The sequence below is a fragment of the Notoacmeibacter marinus genome (assembly GCF_002238045.1).
Taxonomy (GTDB): Bacteria; Pseudomonadota; Alphaproteobacteria; order Rhizobiales; family Rhizobiaceae; genus Notoacmeibacter; species Notoacmeibacter marinus.
Map to the genome: position 1 here is coordinate 448,551 of NZ_NBYO01000003.1, position 16,383 is coordinate 464,933.

At 60.9% G+C, this 16,383-nt stretch carries 15 protein-coding genes and 1 tRNA gene; 4 read left to right on the forward strand and 12 right to left on the reverse strand.

The window, feature by feature from the left end; genetic code table 11:
* Positions 1-13: 13 nt before the first annotated feature.
* The 4 genes from B7H23_RS14520 to B7H23_RS14535 form a co-directional block, all read right to left on the reverse strand.
* Positions 14-1,909 carry a hypothetical protein gene (locus B7H23_RS14520; protein WP_094078148.1) on the reverse strand — a complete coding sequence of 632 codons (1,896 nt, stop codon included), beginning with the start codon at positions 1,907-1,909 and terminating at the stop codon, positions 14-16.
* Entirely contained in the window at positions 1,906-2,100 is a 195-nt protein-coding gene (locus B7H23_RS14525; RefSeq protein WP_094078149.1) for a hypothetical protein, read from the reverse strand. The genes B7H23_RS14520 and B7H23_RS14525 overlap by 4 nt, the downstream gene beginning before the upstream one ends.
* 95 nt (positions 2,101-2,195) lie before the next feature.
* Positions 2,196-2,573, reverse strand: coding sequence for a response regulator (locus B7H23_RS14530; protein ID WP_094078150.1), 378 nt, complete (start codon positions 2,571-2,573; stop codon positions 2,196-2,198).
* 145 nt (positions 2,574-2,718) lie between these two features.
* Positions 2,719-3,459, reverse strand: a complete 741-nt coding sequence (locus tag B7H23_RS14535; protein WP_094078151.1) for a Crp/Fnr family transcriptional regulator — start codon at positions 3,457-3,459, stop codon at positions 2,719-2,721.
* A gap of 201 nt (positions 3,460-3,660) precedes the next feature.
* On the opposite strand from B7H23_RS14535, the gene B7H23_RS14540 reads away from it, so the two are divergent.
* Complete coding sequence (locus B7H23_RS14540) at positions 3,661-4,521, forward strand: UTP--glucose-1-phosphate uridylyltransferase (RefSeq protein ID WP_094078152.1); 861 nt, start codon at positions 3,661-3,663, stop codon at positions 4,519-4,521.
* 24 nt (positions 4,522-4,545) lie between these two features.
* Here B7H23_RS14540 and B7H23_RS14545 read toward each other — a convergent pair whose 3' ends face one another.
* The 3 genes from B7H23_RS14545 to B7H23_RS14555 form a co-directional block, all read right to left on the reverse strand.
* Positions 4,546-5,328: an ATP-binding cassette domain-containing protein gene (locus tag B7H23_RS14545; RefSeq protein WP_094078153.1), complete on the reverse strand. Its 783-nt coding sequence runs from the start codon at positions 5,326-5,328 to the stop codon at positions 4,546-4,548.
* Complete coding sequence (locus B7H23_RS14550; RefSeq protein ID WP_094078154.1) at positions 5,325-6,398, reverse strand: ABC transporter permease; 1,074 nt, start codon at positions 6,396-6,398, stop codon at positions 5,325-5,327. Before B7H23_RS14550 ends, B7H23_RS14545 begins: the two co-directional genes overlap by 4 nt.
* Positions 6,399-6,522: 124 nt before the next feature.
* Positions 6,523-7,533, reverse strand: coding sequence for a sugar ABC transporter substrate-binding protein (locus tag B7H23_RS14555; RefSeq protein ID WP_420814492.1), 1,011 nt, complete (start codon positions 7,531-7,533; stop codon positions 6,523-6,525).
* Positions 7,534-7,776: 243 nt separating this feature from the next.
* On the opposite strand from B7H23_RS14555, the gene B7H23_RS14560 reads away from it, so the two are divergent.
* The 3 genes from B7H23_RS14560 to B7H23_RS14570 all read left to right on the forward strand — a co-directional run bounded on the left by B7H23_RS14560 (position 7,777) and on the right by B7H23_RS14570 (position 10,233).
* Positions 7,777-9,033 carry an ROK family transcriptional regulator gene (locus tag B7H23_RS14560; RefSeq protein ID WP_094078156.1) on the forward strand — a complete coding sequence of 419 codons (1,257 nt, stop codon included), beginning with the start codon at positions 7,777-7,779 and terminating at the stop codon, positions 9,031-9,033.
* 90 nt (positions 9,034-9,123) lie between these two features.
* Positions 9,124-10,053, forward strand: a complete 930-nt coding sequence (locus tag B7H23_RS14565) for a carbohydrate kinase family protein (RefSeq protein ID WP_094078157.1) — start codon at positions 9,124-9,126, stop codon at positions 10,051-10,053.
* Positions 10,054-10,143: 90 nt separating this feature from the next.
* Positions 10,144-10,233 (forward strand) — tRNA-Ser (locus B7H23_RS14570).
* 128 nt (positions 10,234-10,361) lie between these two features.
* Here the strand turns inward: B7H23_RS14570 and B7H23_RS14575 are convergent.
* From B7H23_RS14575 to B7H23_RS14595, 5 genes are all read right to left on the reverse strand, one after another.
* Complete coding sequence (locus B7H23_RS14575) at positions 10,362-11,858, reverse strand: NAD(P)(+) transhydrogenase (Re/Si-specific) subunit beta (RefSeq protein WP_094078158.1); 1,497 nt, start codon at positions 11,856-11,858, stop codon at positions 10,362-10,364.
* Positions 11,859-11,871: 13 nt separating this feature from the next.
* Positions 11,872-13,446, reverse strand: a complete 1,575-nt coding sequence (locus tag B7H23_RS14580; RefSeq protein ID WP_094078159.1) for a Re/Si-specific NAD(P)(+) transhydrogenase subunit alpha — start codon at positions 13,444-13,446, stop codon at positions 11,872-11,874.
* Positions 13,447-13,629: 183 nt separating this feature from the next.
* A complete protein-coding gene (locus B7H23_RS14585; protein WP_094078426.1) occupies positions 13,630-14,658 on the reverse strand; it encodes a KpsF/GutQ family sugar-phosphate isomerase in 1,029 nt (342 codons plus the stop codon).
* Between the two features lie 92 nt (positions 14,659-14,750).
* On the reverse strand, positions 14,751-15,512 hold the full coding sequence (locus B7H23_RS14590; protein WP_094078160.1) for a polysaccharide biosynthesis/export family protein: 762 nt from the start codon (positions 15,510-15,512) through the stop codon (positions 14,751-14,753).
* Between the two features lie 11 nt (positions 15,513-15,523).
* Positions 15,524-16,336: a tyrosine-protein phosphatase gene (locus B7H23_RS14595; RefSeq protein WP_143534782.1), complete on the reverse strand. Its 813-nt coding sequence runs from the start codon at positions 16,334-16,336 to the stop codon at positions 15,524-15,526.
* Between the last annotated feature and the right edge of the window lie 47 nt (positions 16,337-16,383).

Below are 16,383 nucleotides of genomic sequence, written 5' to 3' on the forward strand. Positions count from 1 at the left end.
CAGATCGAGCGGTTCAGCCCTGGTCGCTTCCCTCGTTCATCAATTCGCGCGCCAGTTCGATCCAGTTCTCCCGTTCCACGCGACCAGGGAAAAAAAGCTGCTCGCCGAACCACGCCGCCTCATCCGGCCCCCAGGCCGCAATCTGCGCGTAGCTCGTCACGCCGAGTTCATGCAGGCGCTGCTCTGTCGCCGGGCCTACGCCCCTGATGCGGCTGAGATCATCCGACCCATGCGGATGCGCCGACCCCGCGGGAGGATCGGACGGCACCGCCTCATTGGTCCTATCGACCGGCGGCGGCATATCAAGCCATTCCGATCCGTCGACCGGCTGCCCCGATCCGACAGGCGCGGCACCTCGATCATGACTGTCCCGGAGGATCGGCTCGAACCCATCCTCGATAGAGGTTTCATCATCCTCGTCGCTCGGTCCGGGTGACAGGACCGTCTTACTTTGAGAAGAAGCCTGGTTGTCATCAGAAAGGGCCTCATCCTCCGATGCGACCCGCCGCATTTCGCTCTCCTCGATCCGCGGGACCGGCCGATCTTCCTCGGCCGGCTCGCTTTCTTCGGCAAGTTTTTCGACTGCCCCGGCAAGACGCTCAGGTCGCGCCTCATCATCCATACCGATTGCGAAGGCGGTTCCATCAGCCTGGAATGCAGAAGGATCGCCGGAATCGAAATCCTCGATCACCTCTCCGTGCGAAGGCGAACCGGCACTTCGGCCCAATGCTTGAGCAGCGACGGCAGACGGCAGGGGCATCGCGACAGCTGGGCCCCATAGTCGCCCCTTCGGAATCTCATGGTCCATATTCAGGATCGGGTCGTCTTTACTGTCTTCAGTCACGCTCTTATCCAATGTCCCGGAAGATGGAGGCGAGACGCCCCATTTTGTTCGCACCAACGCATCAACATCGCCAATCGGGCGAAACGGCGGCCTCACTTCCGAACGCGCCTCGCTTCTTTTCGAAGGACGCCAGCTCTCCGCACCCTTGGATGCGGTCAGGCTCGCCGGATCGCTCGCATAAATGTCGCTCGACGGACTGTCTTCAACAGTTCGCGGCCGAATTTGGAGCCGCATCGCTTCATCCGTGGCTGATGGCGGAAGTGAAGGAGCGGCCTTGCCCTCGGTCGCGGCGCGACCACGCCACAGTGCGGTGTTCAACGCAGGCAGATCGAGCGGCTCACGTGCGTTTGTCGCTTCGTTCACAGCAGCCGCATCAGAAGACGGCGAGGTATCGCGCGTCGTTCCGGAAGGCACGATGCTGACGACAGCGGGCCGTTGACCGTCGTCGGGCAGCGCCTGGGCACCGAGAACGGCACCCGCGATCGCCGGGTCGAGCGGTCGGAATACCCGTGCCTCAGTGGATGACGGCGCATAATCTCCATGGGCAGGGCGTTTGGCCCGCCAATCGGTCGCGTTTGGACCTTGATCGTCAGTCGCCCTTGCCGGCCAGCCTTCTACAGCCTCGACCGGGGGCATGGACGCGACCTGCAACCGCCAACGCTCATCGGACGTCAGCGGCGGCAAGGACGGCGGTGGACCATTTGCAGCACTTGCCATGGCCAGCGCGCTGGCCGAGCGCGCCATATCCGCCAGACGATCCTCGGTGAGGCGGAGACGGACCGGAAGGCGCGGATCAGACCGCTCGAATGCGGCACCCTTTCTATCGGCACCATCAATCTCGCCTTGCGCCGAGCCATTTTCCACCACCTCATCTTTGACCGACCTGGCGGGGCTCGATGTCTCGACCTCGGTCGAACACGATACCGCATCAACCGTCGGCCTCGGCGCGGTACGTCGCTGGAACAGGGCGAAGAACCGTCTAAGAATCCAGCCCAAAACGATGCCGAGCAGCGTGACCCAGACAAACAGAATCAGCGCTTGCAGAAAGGGTAAACTGACGTTCACCGTCCCCTCCCCGGCGCGCCGAGCCTCCAGCCGATTGCAAGTGAGAAGAGAAAGACGATGAGAAGCAGCCACCAGATCTGCCCGACAAGACCGGCCACCGGAGCAGGCAAGATGGTCGTGGCCCGATCAGCTACCATAACGCCGATATCGTCCAGTCCGGTCGACCAACGCTCACCCAGCACTCTTTCCATCGCGCCGCCTCCTCGCGCTCCAACATGGGCAGCAAGGTTCTTCTCTCAACGCCGAGAATGCAAGTGCGATACGCCGATACCGGCCTGACAGAAGCTCAGCCCGCAGCGCGTTCCGGTTCGACGATCTCCTGCGCAAACCGCCGAAGCAACACCGGCCAGTCGCACGGCTTCTGCCAGACAGTTACATCCGCCAAAACGCCTGTCGTCACATCGCTGTCCATGCCGCCGGTACAGAAAACGAAGGGCTTGCCCCTGTCGTGCAGGGCCAGGCCGATAGCCTTGCTGGTGCCGTCCGACAATTTGTGATCGAGGATCGCCGCATCGAACTGGATCGTCTCCAGCGCCTTTTCGGCCGCCGCAACCGAACGCAGATCGGCCACGACCTGCCCGCCGAGGCTTTCGATCTCCGTGGCGATATCGAGCGCGATCAGCGGTTCGTCCTCAAGAACGAGAAATCGTTTTCCCTGGAACATCGCTTCGATCCGCTACCCTCACGATACAGCATCGGAAGCTGCATCTTCGCCTCTCACGTACGGGCTTACGACTGGGCGAGCTACAATCGAAATTGAAATTTATCATTATACAATATCAACATACGCCAAACTGGGTCTTCACAGTCTAGTATTCCGGGAACCAGCTCGTATCGAGGGCCCGGTGATAATTTTCGTAGTCGACGATCCGCTCCATTGCGGCCTCGTTCAGGATCTCCAGCCGGTAGCCATCCGAGCGGGCGATCAGACCTTCGCGCTCAAGCCGGATCAGCGTCTTAGAGACGTGCACATTGGTCAGGCCGACATAGTCGCCAATCTCCGTCTGCGAGAGCGGTATCGTGAACGGCCATTTGACGTCCGCATCGGTGAGACGGATCTGGTTGATTGTGTCGAGCAGCATCTGAATGAGGCGTTCGCGCGCATCCATACGGCCAATGGCGCGCAGACGGCTCACCATGCTCTCCTGATCGCGGCACGACATGGCGAATAGAATGGCGGCCAGGCGCTCCGCCTTGCTGAAGACCATCTGCAGCGCTTCTGGCAGGAAAGGGCAAAGTACGACCGTGCTCGCGCTGCGAACGCTGCAAGCCACAGTGGCCGATGGCAGGCTTTCGAAACCGATCAGATCGCCCGGCATGTGCAGTTTGACGATCTGGCGGCGGCCATCGCGCGTATCGACATAGGAGTAGGCCCAGCCTTCCTTGACGATGTAGAGGTTTTTCAGCGGCTCGCCGGCGGCGACGATCTCGTAATGGCGCTGAAACGTCTGTTCCTCACGCTCGAGCAATGCCAGATGCGCAAGATCCCGTTCAGTCAAAAGAACGTAATTTGACAATTTGGCCGCAAGGCAGCCCATCGAATCGTGCATCCACACCCCCGCTACATGCTGTGACTAGTCGCCAAGCGGCCCATCCGACCTTAAACAGGATTAAGGCAGTGCGGGTTTCACACATTTTCGAATGGCGCACCAACTTCAAAAAGGTGAAAGGCTTCAGACTTGGAGGCCTGCGATCGGTGCCTATAGTTTAGAACGCGATCAAGACTGTTATTCAAGGGGAGACTAAAACATATGGCGTCGAATGGTGCAGAAGCCCGCAAATTGCGCAAGGCGATCATTCCCGCAGCCGGTTTCGGCTCCCGCATGCTTCCGGCAACCAAGAGCATTCCGAAGGAAATGCTGCCCGTCGTCGACCGTCCTCTTATCCATTACATCGTCGCCGAGGCGCTTGAGGCCGGCATCGAGCACGTCGCCATCGTCACGTCGCGTCAGAAGGGCGAGATCGAGGATTATTTCGACGAGCATTTCGAGCTGGATCGCACACTTCGCGAAAGCGGAAAGAACGAACTGGCCGATCGCCTCCAGTCGGATGTGCCGGGCGTCGGATCCGTCTCCTTTGTGCGGCAGCAGCGGGCCGAGGGTCTCGGCCATGCCATCTGGAGCGCCCGCCAACTCGTCGGCGACGAGCCTTTCGCCGTGCTTCTGCCGGACATGCTGAAGGTCGGCGCCAGAGGATGTCTTGCAGAAATGGTGGAGATGTATGACGAGACCGGCGGCAATATCATCGCCGTGATGTCCTGCGATCCGGCCGACACGCATAAATACGGGATCGTCTCGCTGGAGGGCGACGGCCCTCTGATCAACGCCATCGTTGAGAAGCCGGAAAAGGGCACCGCCCCATCCAATCTCTACGTGTCGGGGCGCTACATTCTCCAACCCGAAATCTTCAACATAATCGAGACGTTGGAGCGCGGCGCCGGCAATGAGATTCAACTGACCGACGCCATTGTGAAGCTGATGGACGACCAGGAGGTTCGCGCCTGCGAGTTCCAGGGCCATGTCTATGATTGCGGCAATCCCGCCGGCTATGTCTCGGCAAATGTGAATGTCGCAAGACGGCGCGGCATCGCCATCGAGGTCCATGAGGATTAGGCCGAGGTCCGGCTGGCGGCGCGGTCAGGCTTCCGCCGCCGCCTCTTCCGGCACTTTTGCACCGGTCATGTAGGCGACCGCATCGCTCATCGAATGCTGCTTCGGATCGACGACGCAGAGCCGGCTGCCGAGCCGGTGGATATGAATCCGGTCGGCAACCTCGAAGACATGCGGCATGTTGTGGCTGATGAGGACAATCGGTATGCCCCGAGCGCGCACATCCTGAATCAATTCAAGGACCTTGCGGCTTTCCTTCACGCCAAGTGCCGCCGTCGGTTCGTCCAGAATGATGACCTTGGAGCCGAAGGCCGCCGCGCGAGCCACCGCGACTCCCTGGCGCTGGCCGCCAGAAAGGGTTTCGACCGCCTGATTGATGCTCTGAATGGTCATCAATCCGAGATCGCTCAGCTTCTGGCGCGCAATATCCTCCATCTTCTTCTTGTCGAGCGCGCGAAACAGCGTGCCCATCAATCCGCTCTTCCGGATTTCGCGGCCCATGAACATATTGTCCGCAATGGAGAGGGCCGGAGACAGCGCCAGATTCTGATAAACCGTCTCGATGCCATGATCGCGCGCATCCTGCGGCGACGCGAACTGAACGGGCTTGCCTTCCAGAACGATCTCGCCCTCATCCGGGACGACGGCGCCGGACAGTGCCTTGATGAGGGTTGATTTGCCGGCGCCATTGTCTCCGATCACGGCCAGGACTTCGCCTCTTCGCAATTCGAAGTCGGCATTGTCCATGGCGATGACACGGCCATAGCGCTTTACCAGGTTCCGGGCGGAAAGAATGATATCGTCGCTCATGCCGAGACCTTTCTGATCCACTGGTCCACGGCGACCGCGCCGATAATGAGAAATCCGATCAGCATGTAGGTCCATTGCGGGTCGGTCCCGATGATCCGAAGCCCCAGATTGAAGACGCCGACGATCAGCGCGCCGAACAGCATGCCCATGATGGAGCCGCGCCCGCCGAACAGGGAAATGCCGCCGATCACCACTGCGGTGATGCTCTCAATATTTGTGAACTGGCCGGATGTCGGAGAGACCGAGCCGAGCCGGCCGATCAGCACCCAGCCGGCGAAGGCGCAGATCACGCCGGCCAAAATATAAACCGACAGAACGGTGCGCTTGACCTGCACGCCCGATAATTCGGCCGCCTCCGCATCGTCGCCCACTGCATAGACGTGGCGGCCCCAGGCCGTGTTGTTCAACGCATAGGCCAGACCCACGACCAGCAGAACCATGGCGATGACGCCGAAAGTGAAGACCGCGCCGCCAAAGCGAATGCTTTCGCCAAAGAACTGCAATAGAGGGGCTTCCTGCGCAATCTCCTGGCTGCGGATGGTTTCGTTGGCCGAGTAGAGAAAGTTCGTCGCCAGGAAAATCTGCCAGGTGCCGAGCGTCACGATAAAGGGTGGCAGTTTGACCCAGGCAACCAGAAAGCCGTTGATCGCGCCGCATAACGCGCCAACCCCAAAGCCGACCGCAATGGCGAGCGGAGCCGGCAGTCCGACATTCATGGCCATCTGGCCCATGACGACGGAAGACAGCACCATGATGGCGCCGACGGACAGTTCGATGCCCGCAATCAGAATGACCAGACTCTGTGCCGCGCCGACAATGCCGACAATCGCCACCTGCTGAAGAATCAGCGTCAGAGCGAAAGCCGACATGAAGCGGCTGCCCAGATAGAGGCCGAAGATCAGTACCGAGGCCGTCAGAACGATCAGCGGCACCAGCGAAGGATTGGAATGCAGCATATGCTGGATATTCTCCAGCGTGCTGCGCTTGCGTTCGAAGCTCGCCACGTTCCGGCTCGAACCGGCCAGAACGGACTCGTAATCGTCCGATTTCGAGGTGTCGCCCGTGCTCATATCGCCCCTCCCGGTCTCCAATCCGCCTGCGAACATACGCGCTGGCGCATCGCTGGTACATATCCGGACGATCGGCAGGTCCGTGGCCCGCCGATCACCCGTTTTCCGCTATCGCTTCGAGCCGTCAGCCCCAGCAGCGGTCGGTGCCTTCGCCGACGTCGATGGATTCCACCCCGTCGACCGCTTCGCCTGTCACCAGATTCACGCCGGTATCTGTGAAGTTCTTGCCTTCGGTGGTTTCGGGTTTCGTGCCGTCCTTGGCGTAAGCCGCGATGGCCTCAATCCCCTTTGACGCCATCAGCAGAGGATATTGCTGGCTCGTCGCGCCGATCACGCCATCTTCGACATTCTTGACGCCCGGACAGCCGCCATCGACCGAGACAATCAGAACATCGCCTTCCTTGCCGACGGATTTCAGCGCTTCATAAGCGCCGGCCGCTGCCGGTTCGTTGATGGTGTAGACAACGTTGATGCCCGGATCCTTCTGCAGGCAATTCTCCATGGCCCTTCGGCCACCTTCCTCATTGCCATCGGTCACATCGTTGCAGACAATGCGAGGATCGTCCTCGTCGCCGATCACGTTCTCATCCTTCGTGTCGATCCCGAAGCCGGTCAGGAAGCCCTGATCGCGAAGCACGTCGACTGTGGGTTGCGACTCGGCAAGATCGAGCATCGCGATTTTGGCATTCTCGGCCTCCTCGCCAAGTTTCGCGTTGGCCCATTGGCCGATCAGTTCACCGGCAACGAAATTGTCGGTTGCGAATGTCGCGTCGGCGGCATCGATCGGATCGAGCGGGGTGTCGAGCGCGATCACCAGAAGACCCGCATCGCGCGCCTTCTGCACGGAATCGACAATGGCCTTCGTGTCCGAGGGCGTGATCAGTATGCCTTTCGCCCCGGCTGCAATGCAGCTCTCGATCGCCTGCACCTGGCTTTGATTGTCGCCGTCGATACGGCCCGCATAGCTTTGCAGCTGAATGCCGAGTTCCTCAGCCTTCTGCTGGGCACCCTCTTTCATCTTTACGAAGAAGGGATTGGTGTCGGTCTTGGTGATCAGGCAGGCCGTCGTGCCGTCCTGTGCGCTTGCCGGCGCTGCGAGAGCCAGTCCCGAAACGGCTGCGCCAGCCATAAGCATCGCGCGAAAGCAAATCGAAGTCATGTCATTTCCTCCCATTGGTCAGACTCGGGCAGGACGACCAAAGCCCTGCCCCGACTACGCAGACCGGCCTCCCCCGGTCCGCTTCGAGTTTCAGCATTGCGAGATCGCGACCCGGTGTCAATAATAAATCACAGTGATTTAATAATTGACGACAGCCCCCTGCCTCATTCATGATTGGCACGCTTGAAGCCGGAGCCGGCCGATAGCAGGGAGGTTGTCATGAGCACATCGAATGATGTCTCGCAGGAGGAGGTCGGGCGATTCGGGCGCGGCTCCAATCAATCCGTTCTTCGGGCGCATAATGAACGGCTCGTTCTGACGCTGCTGCGCAATCACGGTCCGCTGGCCAAATCGCAAATCGCCAAAATGACCGGCCTGTCCGCACAGGCGGCCGGCGTCATCATGGGCCGGCTGGAGATGGAAGGGCTTCTGCGACGCGGCGTTCCGCGACGGGGGCGTGTGGGCCAACCATCCGTTCCCATGACCATCGCGCCCGACTGCGCCTTTTTCATCGGGTTGAAGATCGGTCGCCGGGTCAGCGAACTCGTTCTGATCGATTTCATGGGCCGCGCCATCTGCCAATTGTCCCAACCGCACTTCTGCCCGACACCGGACGAGACGATCGTCTTCGCCAAGGATGGCACACGGCGTCTGCTGGAATCGCTGGACCCGGCCGCCCGCGAACGTGTTGCCGGCATGGGCGTGGCCACGCCGTTCCAGCTCTGGGAGTGGGCCGAACAGATTGGAGCGCCGGCCGAGACCATCGCCTCCTGGCGTGATGCGGATGTGGGCGCGCGGCTGCGGGCCAGCTTTTCTTGGCCCGTGCATATTCAGAACGATGCGTCGGCGGCCTGCGGCGCCGAACTGGCCTTCGCCAATCCGCCGGAAGATGATTTTCTCTACTTCTTTGTCGGCTCGCTGATCGGTGGCGGCGTCGTTCTGAATGGCAGCCTTTATACCGGCCGCCGGGGCAATGCCGGCGCGCTGGGGTCCATGCCGGTCACGCGCCGCGACCGGGCCGGCCATCCGCTGGCCCAGCTCATCGATATCGCTTCCATCTCTTCGCTGGAGCGCAAGATGATCTTCGCCGACCTTCCACTCTCCGGCGTTCGCGACGCCGCCGCCTGTTGGACAATACCGGACGAACTGCTGGACAAATGGATCGGCGAGGCGGGCGACGCGTTGGCGCAGGCGATCCTGTCCGCCTGCGCCGTGATCGATTTCGAGGCGGCTATCATCGATGGCAGCCTGCCGGAGGCCGTCCGCAAGCGCCTGGTTCAACGCGCCAGAGATACGCTTTGCGGCATGAACGATCGCGGCATCGATCTGCCGGTCGTACGTGAGGGCGCGGTTGGCGCCAATGCGCGGGCGCTTGGCGCTGCCAGCCTGCCGCTCTTCGACCGGTTTCTGCTGTCGCCGAGAACGCTCGCGGCCTCGCAGATATGGTCTGGCCAGGCCAGCATGCCATTGACCTGAAAGGCAGATTTTTTAACCGCGGCCCGCCAAACGGGCCATGACGTTTTCAATAGCTAGAGAGAGGCGCTGCCATCGTGGCGGTGAAACAGAATGATCCTTTGTTGCGGCGAGGCCCTGATCGACATGCTGCCCCGCCAGACCGCCGATGGCGAAACGGCATTTCTGCCCGTCTCGGGCGGCGCCGTGTTCAACACCGCCATTGCCCTTGGCCGTCTCGGCGCACCGACCGGCTTCTTCTCCGGCCTGTCGATCGATCTGTTCGGCGAGCAATTGTGCCGATCGCTTGAAGAAAGCGGCGTCGATTATTCCATGGCGGCGCGAACTGACCAGCCTACCACGCTTGCCTTCGTCACGCTGAAGGATGGCCAGGCGCGATACAATTTCTACGATGAGAACACCGCCGGGCGCATGCTGGATAACAGCGCCTCGCCCGATCTCGAAAGCATGCCGCTCGAAGCGCTTTTCTTCGGCGGGATTTCGCTGATCAACGAGCCTGCGGCGCGAACTTACGAAGCCTTCATGCTGAGCGCCGCCAACCGGGTACCGGTGATGCTCGATCCGAATATCCGCGCCAATTTCATCGGCGACGAACCGGCCTATCGCGCACGGATCGAGCGAATGATCGCAGCCAGCACGATTCTGAAAGTTTCGGACGAGGACCTCGCATGGCTGATGGGATCTGGCGACCCCCACGATATTGCGCGTCGCCTGCTGCAAAACGGGCCGGCTATGATTATCGTAACGCGCGGTGCGGAAGGCGCATTCGCCATCACACAAAGCGCGCGGACTGCCCTGCCCGCCCAGCGCGTCGAGGTGGTCGATACGGTCGGCGCCGGCGATACGTTCAATGCGGGCGTCCTGTGCGCCCTGCACGAGACGGGCAATCTGTCGCGCGAAGTCATCGAAGCACTGAGCGACGAAGAGATCGCCGAATGTCTTCGCCTTGGCATTGAGGCTGCGGCGATAACCGTCACCCGGGCCGGCGCGAACCCGCCACGGCGGGATGAACTGGCTGTCTGAACGGCAAGCGCAAACGCCGTGGAACGATCTCGCAATCTTTGCCCTTTTTCTATTGCGAAACGGCAGTCATTTGGCCTAGATGCGGCGCGTGGAGAGGTGGCCGAGTGGTCGAAGGCGCTCCCCTGCTAAGGGAGTAGACGGGAGACCGTCTCGAGGGTTCGAATCCCTTCCTCTCCGCCATTTGCTCATCAAAATTCGCTCGACATGTTCGGTCGATACGGGACTCGCGATAGCGAGGTGGCCTGTGATGAAAAAAAACGCGCCCTTTCGGGCGCGCCTTTTTGTTTCTCGAAAGCCGATCTCTTCGGTCAGTCGATCAGAGCCAGAAGATCGGTGACGGAGGCCTTCGCGTCGCCATAGAACATGCGGGTGTTGTCCTTGTAAAAGAGCGGGTTCTCGATGCCCGAATAGCCGGTGCCCTGCCCGCGCTTGGACACGAAAACCTGCTTGGCCTTCCACACTTCCAGAACCGGCATGCCGGCTATGGGCGAATTGGGATCGTCCTGCGCCGCCGGATTGACGATATCGTTGGAGCCGATGACGATCACCACGTCGGTCGACGGGAAATCGTCGTTGATCTCGTCCATTTCGAGCACGATGTCGTAAGGCACCTTCGCTTCGGCCAGCAATACGTTCATATGGCCCGGCAGACGACCGGCCACGGGATGGATCGCGAATCGCACGTCCTTGCCCATGCTGCGCAGCTTGCGGGTCAATTCGGAGACCGCCTGCTGGGCCTGCGCCACCGCCATGCCGTAACCTGGCACGATGACGATGCTGTCGGCCTCCTGCAAGGCATTGGCCACGCCATCGGCATCGATCGCCACCTGCTCGCCATCCATCTCCATTGCCGGGCCGGAAGCGCCGCCGAAACCGCCCAGAATCACGGAAATGAAGGAGCGGTTCATGGCCTTGCACATGATGTAGGAAAGGATCGCGCCGGACGAGCCGACCAGCGCACCGGTGACGATCAGCAGATCGTTGCCGAGCGAAAAGCCGATAGCCGACGCTGCCCAGCCCGAATAGGAATTCAACATGGACACCACGACAGGCATGTCGGCACCGCCAATACCCATGATGAGATGGTAACCGATAAAGAGCGCCAGAATCGTCAGAAGAACCAGCGTCCACGACCCCATGCCGCTCAAATACATCACGGTCAGCAGCAGCGAGCCGGCAGCGGCGGCGGCGTTCAGCATATGCCCGCCCGGAAGCTGTTTGGCCGCGGAGTTCACCTTGCCGGCCAGCTTTCCATAGGCGACGACCGACCCGGTGAAGGTCACCGCGCCGATCCAGATACCAAGGACCAGTTCGACGCGCAGGATACCGATCTCGACCGAGGACTTCTTTGCGATGAGCTGGCCGAAGGAGGAAAGCCCCTCGTGGATCACCTTCGGCAGGCCGATGGCGGTGTAACCATCGGCGTCGACCGCGCCGAAGATCTGGCCAGCGCCCGCGTAGATCCCGGCGACATGATTGATCATGATATCGGCGTTGAATCCGACAAAGACCGCCGCCAGGCCCACCAGCGAATGCATGATCGCGACAAGCTCCGGCATCTGGGTCATCTGGACCCGGGTGGCGAGCACATAGCCGACGCCAGCGCCCAATGCGATCAGAACGAGCGAGACGACAAAGAAGCCCTGCCCCGGCCCGGCCATGGTGGCGATAACGGCGATGGCCATGCCGACAATGCCGTACCAGACGGCGCGCTTGGCGCTTTCCTGCCCGCTGAGGCCGCCAAGCGAAAGGATGAAGAGAACAGCCGCAATCGCGTAGGCTGCAATGGTAAATCCGAATTCCATATCCGTGGCCCCTCTAGGATTTCTGGAACATGGCGAGCATACGCCGGGTCACGAGGAAGCCGCCGAAGATATTGACGGAGGCCATGAAAATACTCGCTGCAGCCAGAACCTTGATGGGTATCGAAAACGAGCCGATCTGAATAAGCGCACCAAGAATGATGATCGATGAAATGGCGTTCGTGACAGCCATCAGCGGGGTGTGCAGACTGTGGCTGACATTCCAGATCACCTGGAAGCCGATGAAGACCGACAGTACGAAAACAATGAAATGCTGCATGAAGCTGGCCGGCGCAATCAGGCCCACCGCCAGAACCAGCGCCGCGCCGATTGCCAGAAGCGTCACTTGTTGCCTGGTCTGCGCCTTGAACGCCGCCAGTTCGGCCGTCTTCTTCTCCTCGGCGGTCAGTTCGCGCGGCTTTTCCTTGGGCTTCTGCGCGGCAATGGCCTTCACCTTTGGCGGCGGTGGGGGGAACGTGATTTCGCCTTTGTGCGCAACAGTTGCACCGCGAATGACGTCATCATCCATATTGTGGTTGACGACGCCATCCTTGTCCGGCGTCAGATCCGTCATCAGATGGCGGATATTGTTGGCGTAGAGCGACGATGACTGGGTTGCCATGCGCGAGGGAAAATCGGTGTAGCCGATAATGGTCACGCCATTGTCGGTGACGATCTTTTCGTCCTTGACGGTGAGTTCGCAATTGCCGCCGCGCTCGGCAGCCAGATCGACGATGACGGAGCCCGGCTTCATGGCTTCGACCATATCGGCCGTCCAGAGAACGGGCGCGTCGCGACCGGGAATAAGAGCCGTCGAGATGACGATGTCGATATCCGGCGCCAATTCGCGGAACTTCTCCAGCTGCGCCTTCTGGAACTCCGGCGAGGACGGTTTGGCATAACCGCCCGTTTCCGCGCCGTCGGTCTGCTCCTCGGAGAAGTCGAGATACACGAATTCGGCGCCCATGCTCTCGATCTGTTCGGCCACTTCGGGCCGCACGTCGAACGCATAGGTGATCGCACCCAGCGACGTGGACGCGCCGATGGCCGCCAGGCCCGCCACGCCCGCGCCGATGACCAGCACGCGCGCCGGCGGCACCTTGCCCGCAGCCGTGACCTGGCCGGTGAAGAACCGGCCGAAATTGTTGGCGGCCTCAATAACGGCGCGGTAGCCCGCGATGTTCGCCATGGAAGACAGGGCGTCCATCTTCTGCGCGCGGGAAATGCGCGGCACCATATCCATTGCGATAATTGAGGCACCGGTCGCCTTTACCGCTTCCAAGCGCTCGGGATTGGCGGCCGGGTAGAAGAAGGACACCAGCGTCTTGTCGTCCGAAAGACGCGCGATTTCCTCATCCGACGGCGGCTGCACCTTCGCGATGATGTCGGCCTGCCGGAACAGATCGTCGGCACTGTCGACCACTTCCACCCCTGCCGCGCGATAATCCTCGTCGGAGAACCCGGCTAGCGCCCCTGCCCCCTTTTCCACCATCGCTTCGTGACCGAGCTTGGCCAGGTCCTTGGCCGATGCCGGCGTCAGCGCAACGCGCCGTTCGCCGGGCGCGCTCTCTTTCGGTGAGCCTAGTTTCATGGGTCCTCACGATGTTCAGGTCGAATGGCAGATGGGCGTTTTACCTATTGGATCGGAATGATGCAGGCAACAGACGTTCCAATGCAACGTGCCATGTGGAATTCACATGCCTGGCAACGGCGTTAGGAGAAAGGGCGTTCCAGCAGGAGCGATCCGGTGGCCCGTACGCCGCGACGGTGAGGCTCAGACCAGCCCCATTTCCAGCAATTCCTTCAGATGCGCGGCGCCGACGATCGCACCCTCTTCATCGCGAATGAGGACCGCGCCGATCTTTCGGTCCTGACAGAGGTTCAGAGCGTCGATCGCCAGGCGGTCCGCGCCGATCGTCACCGGATCGCGCGACATGATCTCTTCCGCCGTCCTGTCGAAGCATTCGCGCCCGGTCAGCGCCCGACGCAGATCGCCATCGGTCACGATCCCGATCATGCCGCCATCGCGGTCCGCCACGCCGGCAATGCCGCGCCGGCCATCGGTTATCGTCGTGATCACCTCGGTCATCGGCGCATCGAACGCAACCCAGGAAAGCGCCACGCGCTCGGGCTGAAGCTCGACGATTTCACGCAGTCGCAGCAATTGCGCGCCCAGCTTGCCGGCGGGATGGAATTTGGCGAAATCGTCCCGCTGAAAACCGCGAGCGCGGATGAGCGCTGCCGCAACAGCATCGCCCATCGCCAGCATCAGCGTCGTCGACGTCATGGGGGCCAGCCCCATGGGACAGGCCTCTTTCGAACGCGGTAGCAGAAGCAGCAGATCGGCATATTGCCCGAGTGACGATTTGGGTGCGGACGTCATTACGATCAGAAAGATCGAGAAGCGCCGGCAATATTGCAGCACCGGCTTGAACTCGACGCTTTCGCCGGAGTTCGAAATGCAAAGGACAATATCGTTCGAGCCAATCATGCCGAGATCGCCGTGAGCCGCCTCCGCCGCATGGACGAAAAAGGATGGCGTGCCGGTTGAGGCAAAGGTTGCGGCGATCTTGCTTCCAATATGACCCGATTTGCCAATACCCACGATGATGACGCGACCCGTGCATCGATGGATGTGCGAGACAACCCGCGCGAAATCCTCGCCGAAGGATTGCTGCAACTCGCGCAGTCCGTCGATTTCGATCCCGACCGTGGACCGTGCCATCTCGATCAGTTCTGCCGATCCTCTTGCCGTTTCGTCCGGCTGCCGCGTGGCATCGTTCTGCTGAACAGTCGCGATCATTCGTTTCATTCCTATCTGAAGCGGCCCGCGCGTTCGTCTCCAACGCCAATGCCAATGCCAGTGAAGGTCGACGCGACGTTTACGAAATGGCCTTACTGAACCAGCGGTACGCCCCGAGCAATTCCGGTCACGCCACTTGTGGCGACTCCCAGCGCTTCTTTCAGGTTGCGCATTGCAACCCGGCCACCGGATGCGAAGACCACGACGACATCGCCGCCGTAGAGACGCGGGTCCCGGCGCTCGCCTTTGCGAATGTCCTTCAGCGAGTAGTTTGCAACGACCCGCTCGCGACCGATATCGCGAAACACATAGACCCGATCGGAGTCTGCAATATCGGTCAAGCCGCCCGCCTGGGCAATAAGGCCTGTCAGCGACGATTGCAGTGTGCCATCAAATACGCCGGGTTTGCGCACCTCGCCGTCCACAGTCACCTTCTGGGCGGAGGATTCCTTGACGAAAACGCTGACCTGCGGGTTCTGCAGATAGGACCGACTGTAAGAGGCCGCGATCAACTGCTCCAGTTCGCTGGCGCTTTTTCCAGCAGCCTGCACCTTGCCGATCAGAGGTAGGGAAATTGCGCCATTCGCGCTAACCTGCACCGTGCGGTCCAGTTCATCCACCTGGAAGACATCGACTTCGAGAATATCGTTTGGAGCAAGAGGCTGTTCCCCACTTGCCGAAGAGGGAGGGGCCGGCAGCTCGGCCACCACGCGCACACCACCGCTTTGCTCGCCAACGGTCGCGTCAGCGCTTGTAAGAGAATTGGCTTCCGGCACGGCCATACTCGTACACGCCGACAGAGCGAAAACGATCCAGACGGGAATGATGAAGCGCAAGATGGTTTTCTGAATCACTAACACTATCCTCAGCGTAGGAGTCGTTCCCAGAGGCGCTGCGGCGCACGAGAACGTGTTGGCGTCTGCTGCATCTTTACCTGTTCGACACTACTCATGCCAACAGGCTCGAGCGCCTCATTTCTTAGAATGGATGCCGGCCGCTCGACCGTCATCCGCCATTGTTCGGCCTCGCCGGCGGCATCTGCGATCAGGGCGGCAGCAGCCGACAGGCGCGGTGGGCGTGACGTCAAATTGTGGGCGTCCGAGGCGATGATGTCGATCCGGCCTTCGTCGAGCATACGCCAGGCAAGTTCCTTGGCTTCGCTGCCGAACCGACCTTCCAGGGAGCCTGCCGTTACCTGTACCAGACAGCCGGCCCGGATCAGCCCTTCGAAAACGTCGTAGTGTCGGCGTACCCAACGCAGACGCTCCGGATGGGTCAGGATCGGCCGGAAGCCTGCCGCTCTCACCTTCTCTACCAGTTCGATCAGCCGCGGCGGCAGGAACTGGTGCGGCGGTTCGAATAGAAAATAGTCGGATTTGGCCAGCCGATATTCTGGTTCCGCTGCCAAAAGCTCCGGCAGTTCTGGACAGATATGGATGTCGGACCCGCCACAGATGGTGAGAGGAATACCGGCCTTGTCCAGCTCCGTCCGAAAGGCGGAAACGGAGCTGCGGATCTGATCTGCCGTGGTATCGTACAGGCCCGGCGTCCTATGCGGCGTGCAGGCCATCAGCCGCGTACCGTCCTCGACCGCCATCTTCGCCATGGCCAGCGAAGTCTGAAGGTCCGGGGAACCATCGTCCAAGCCAGGAAGCAGGTGACTGTGAAGATCGATCATGAACCGCATCGAACATTAAAAAGGGGCGACAGGAAGAACCCGCCACC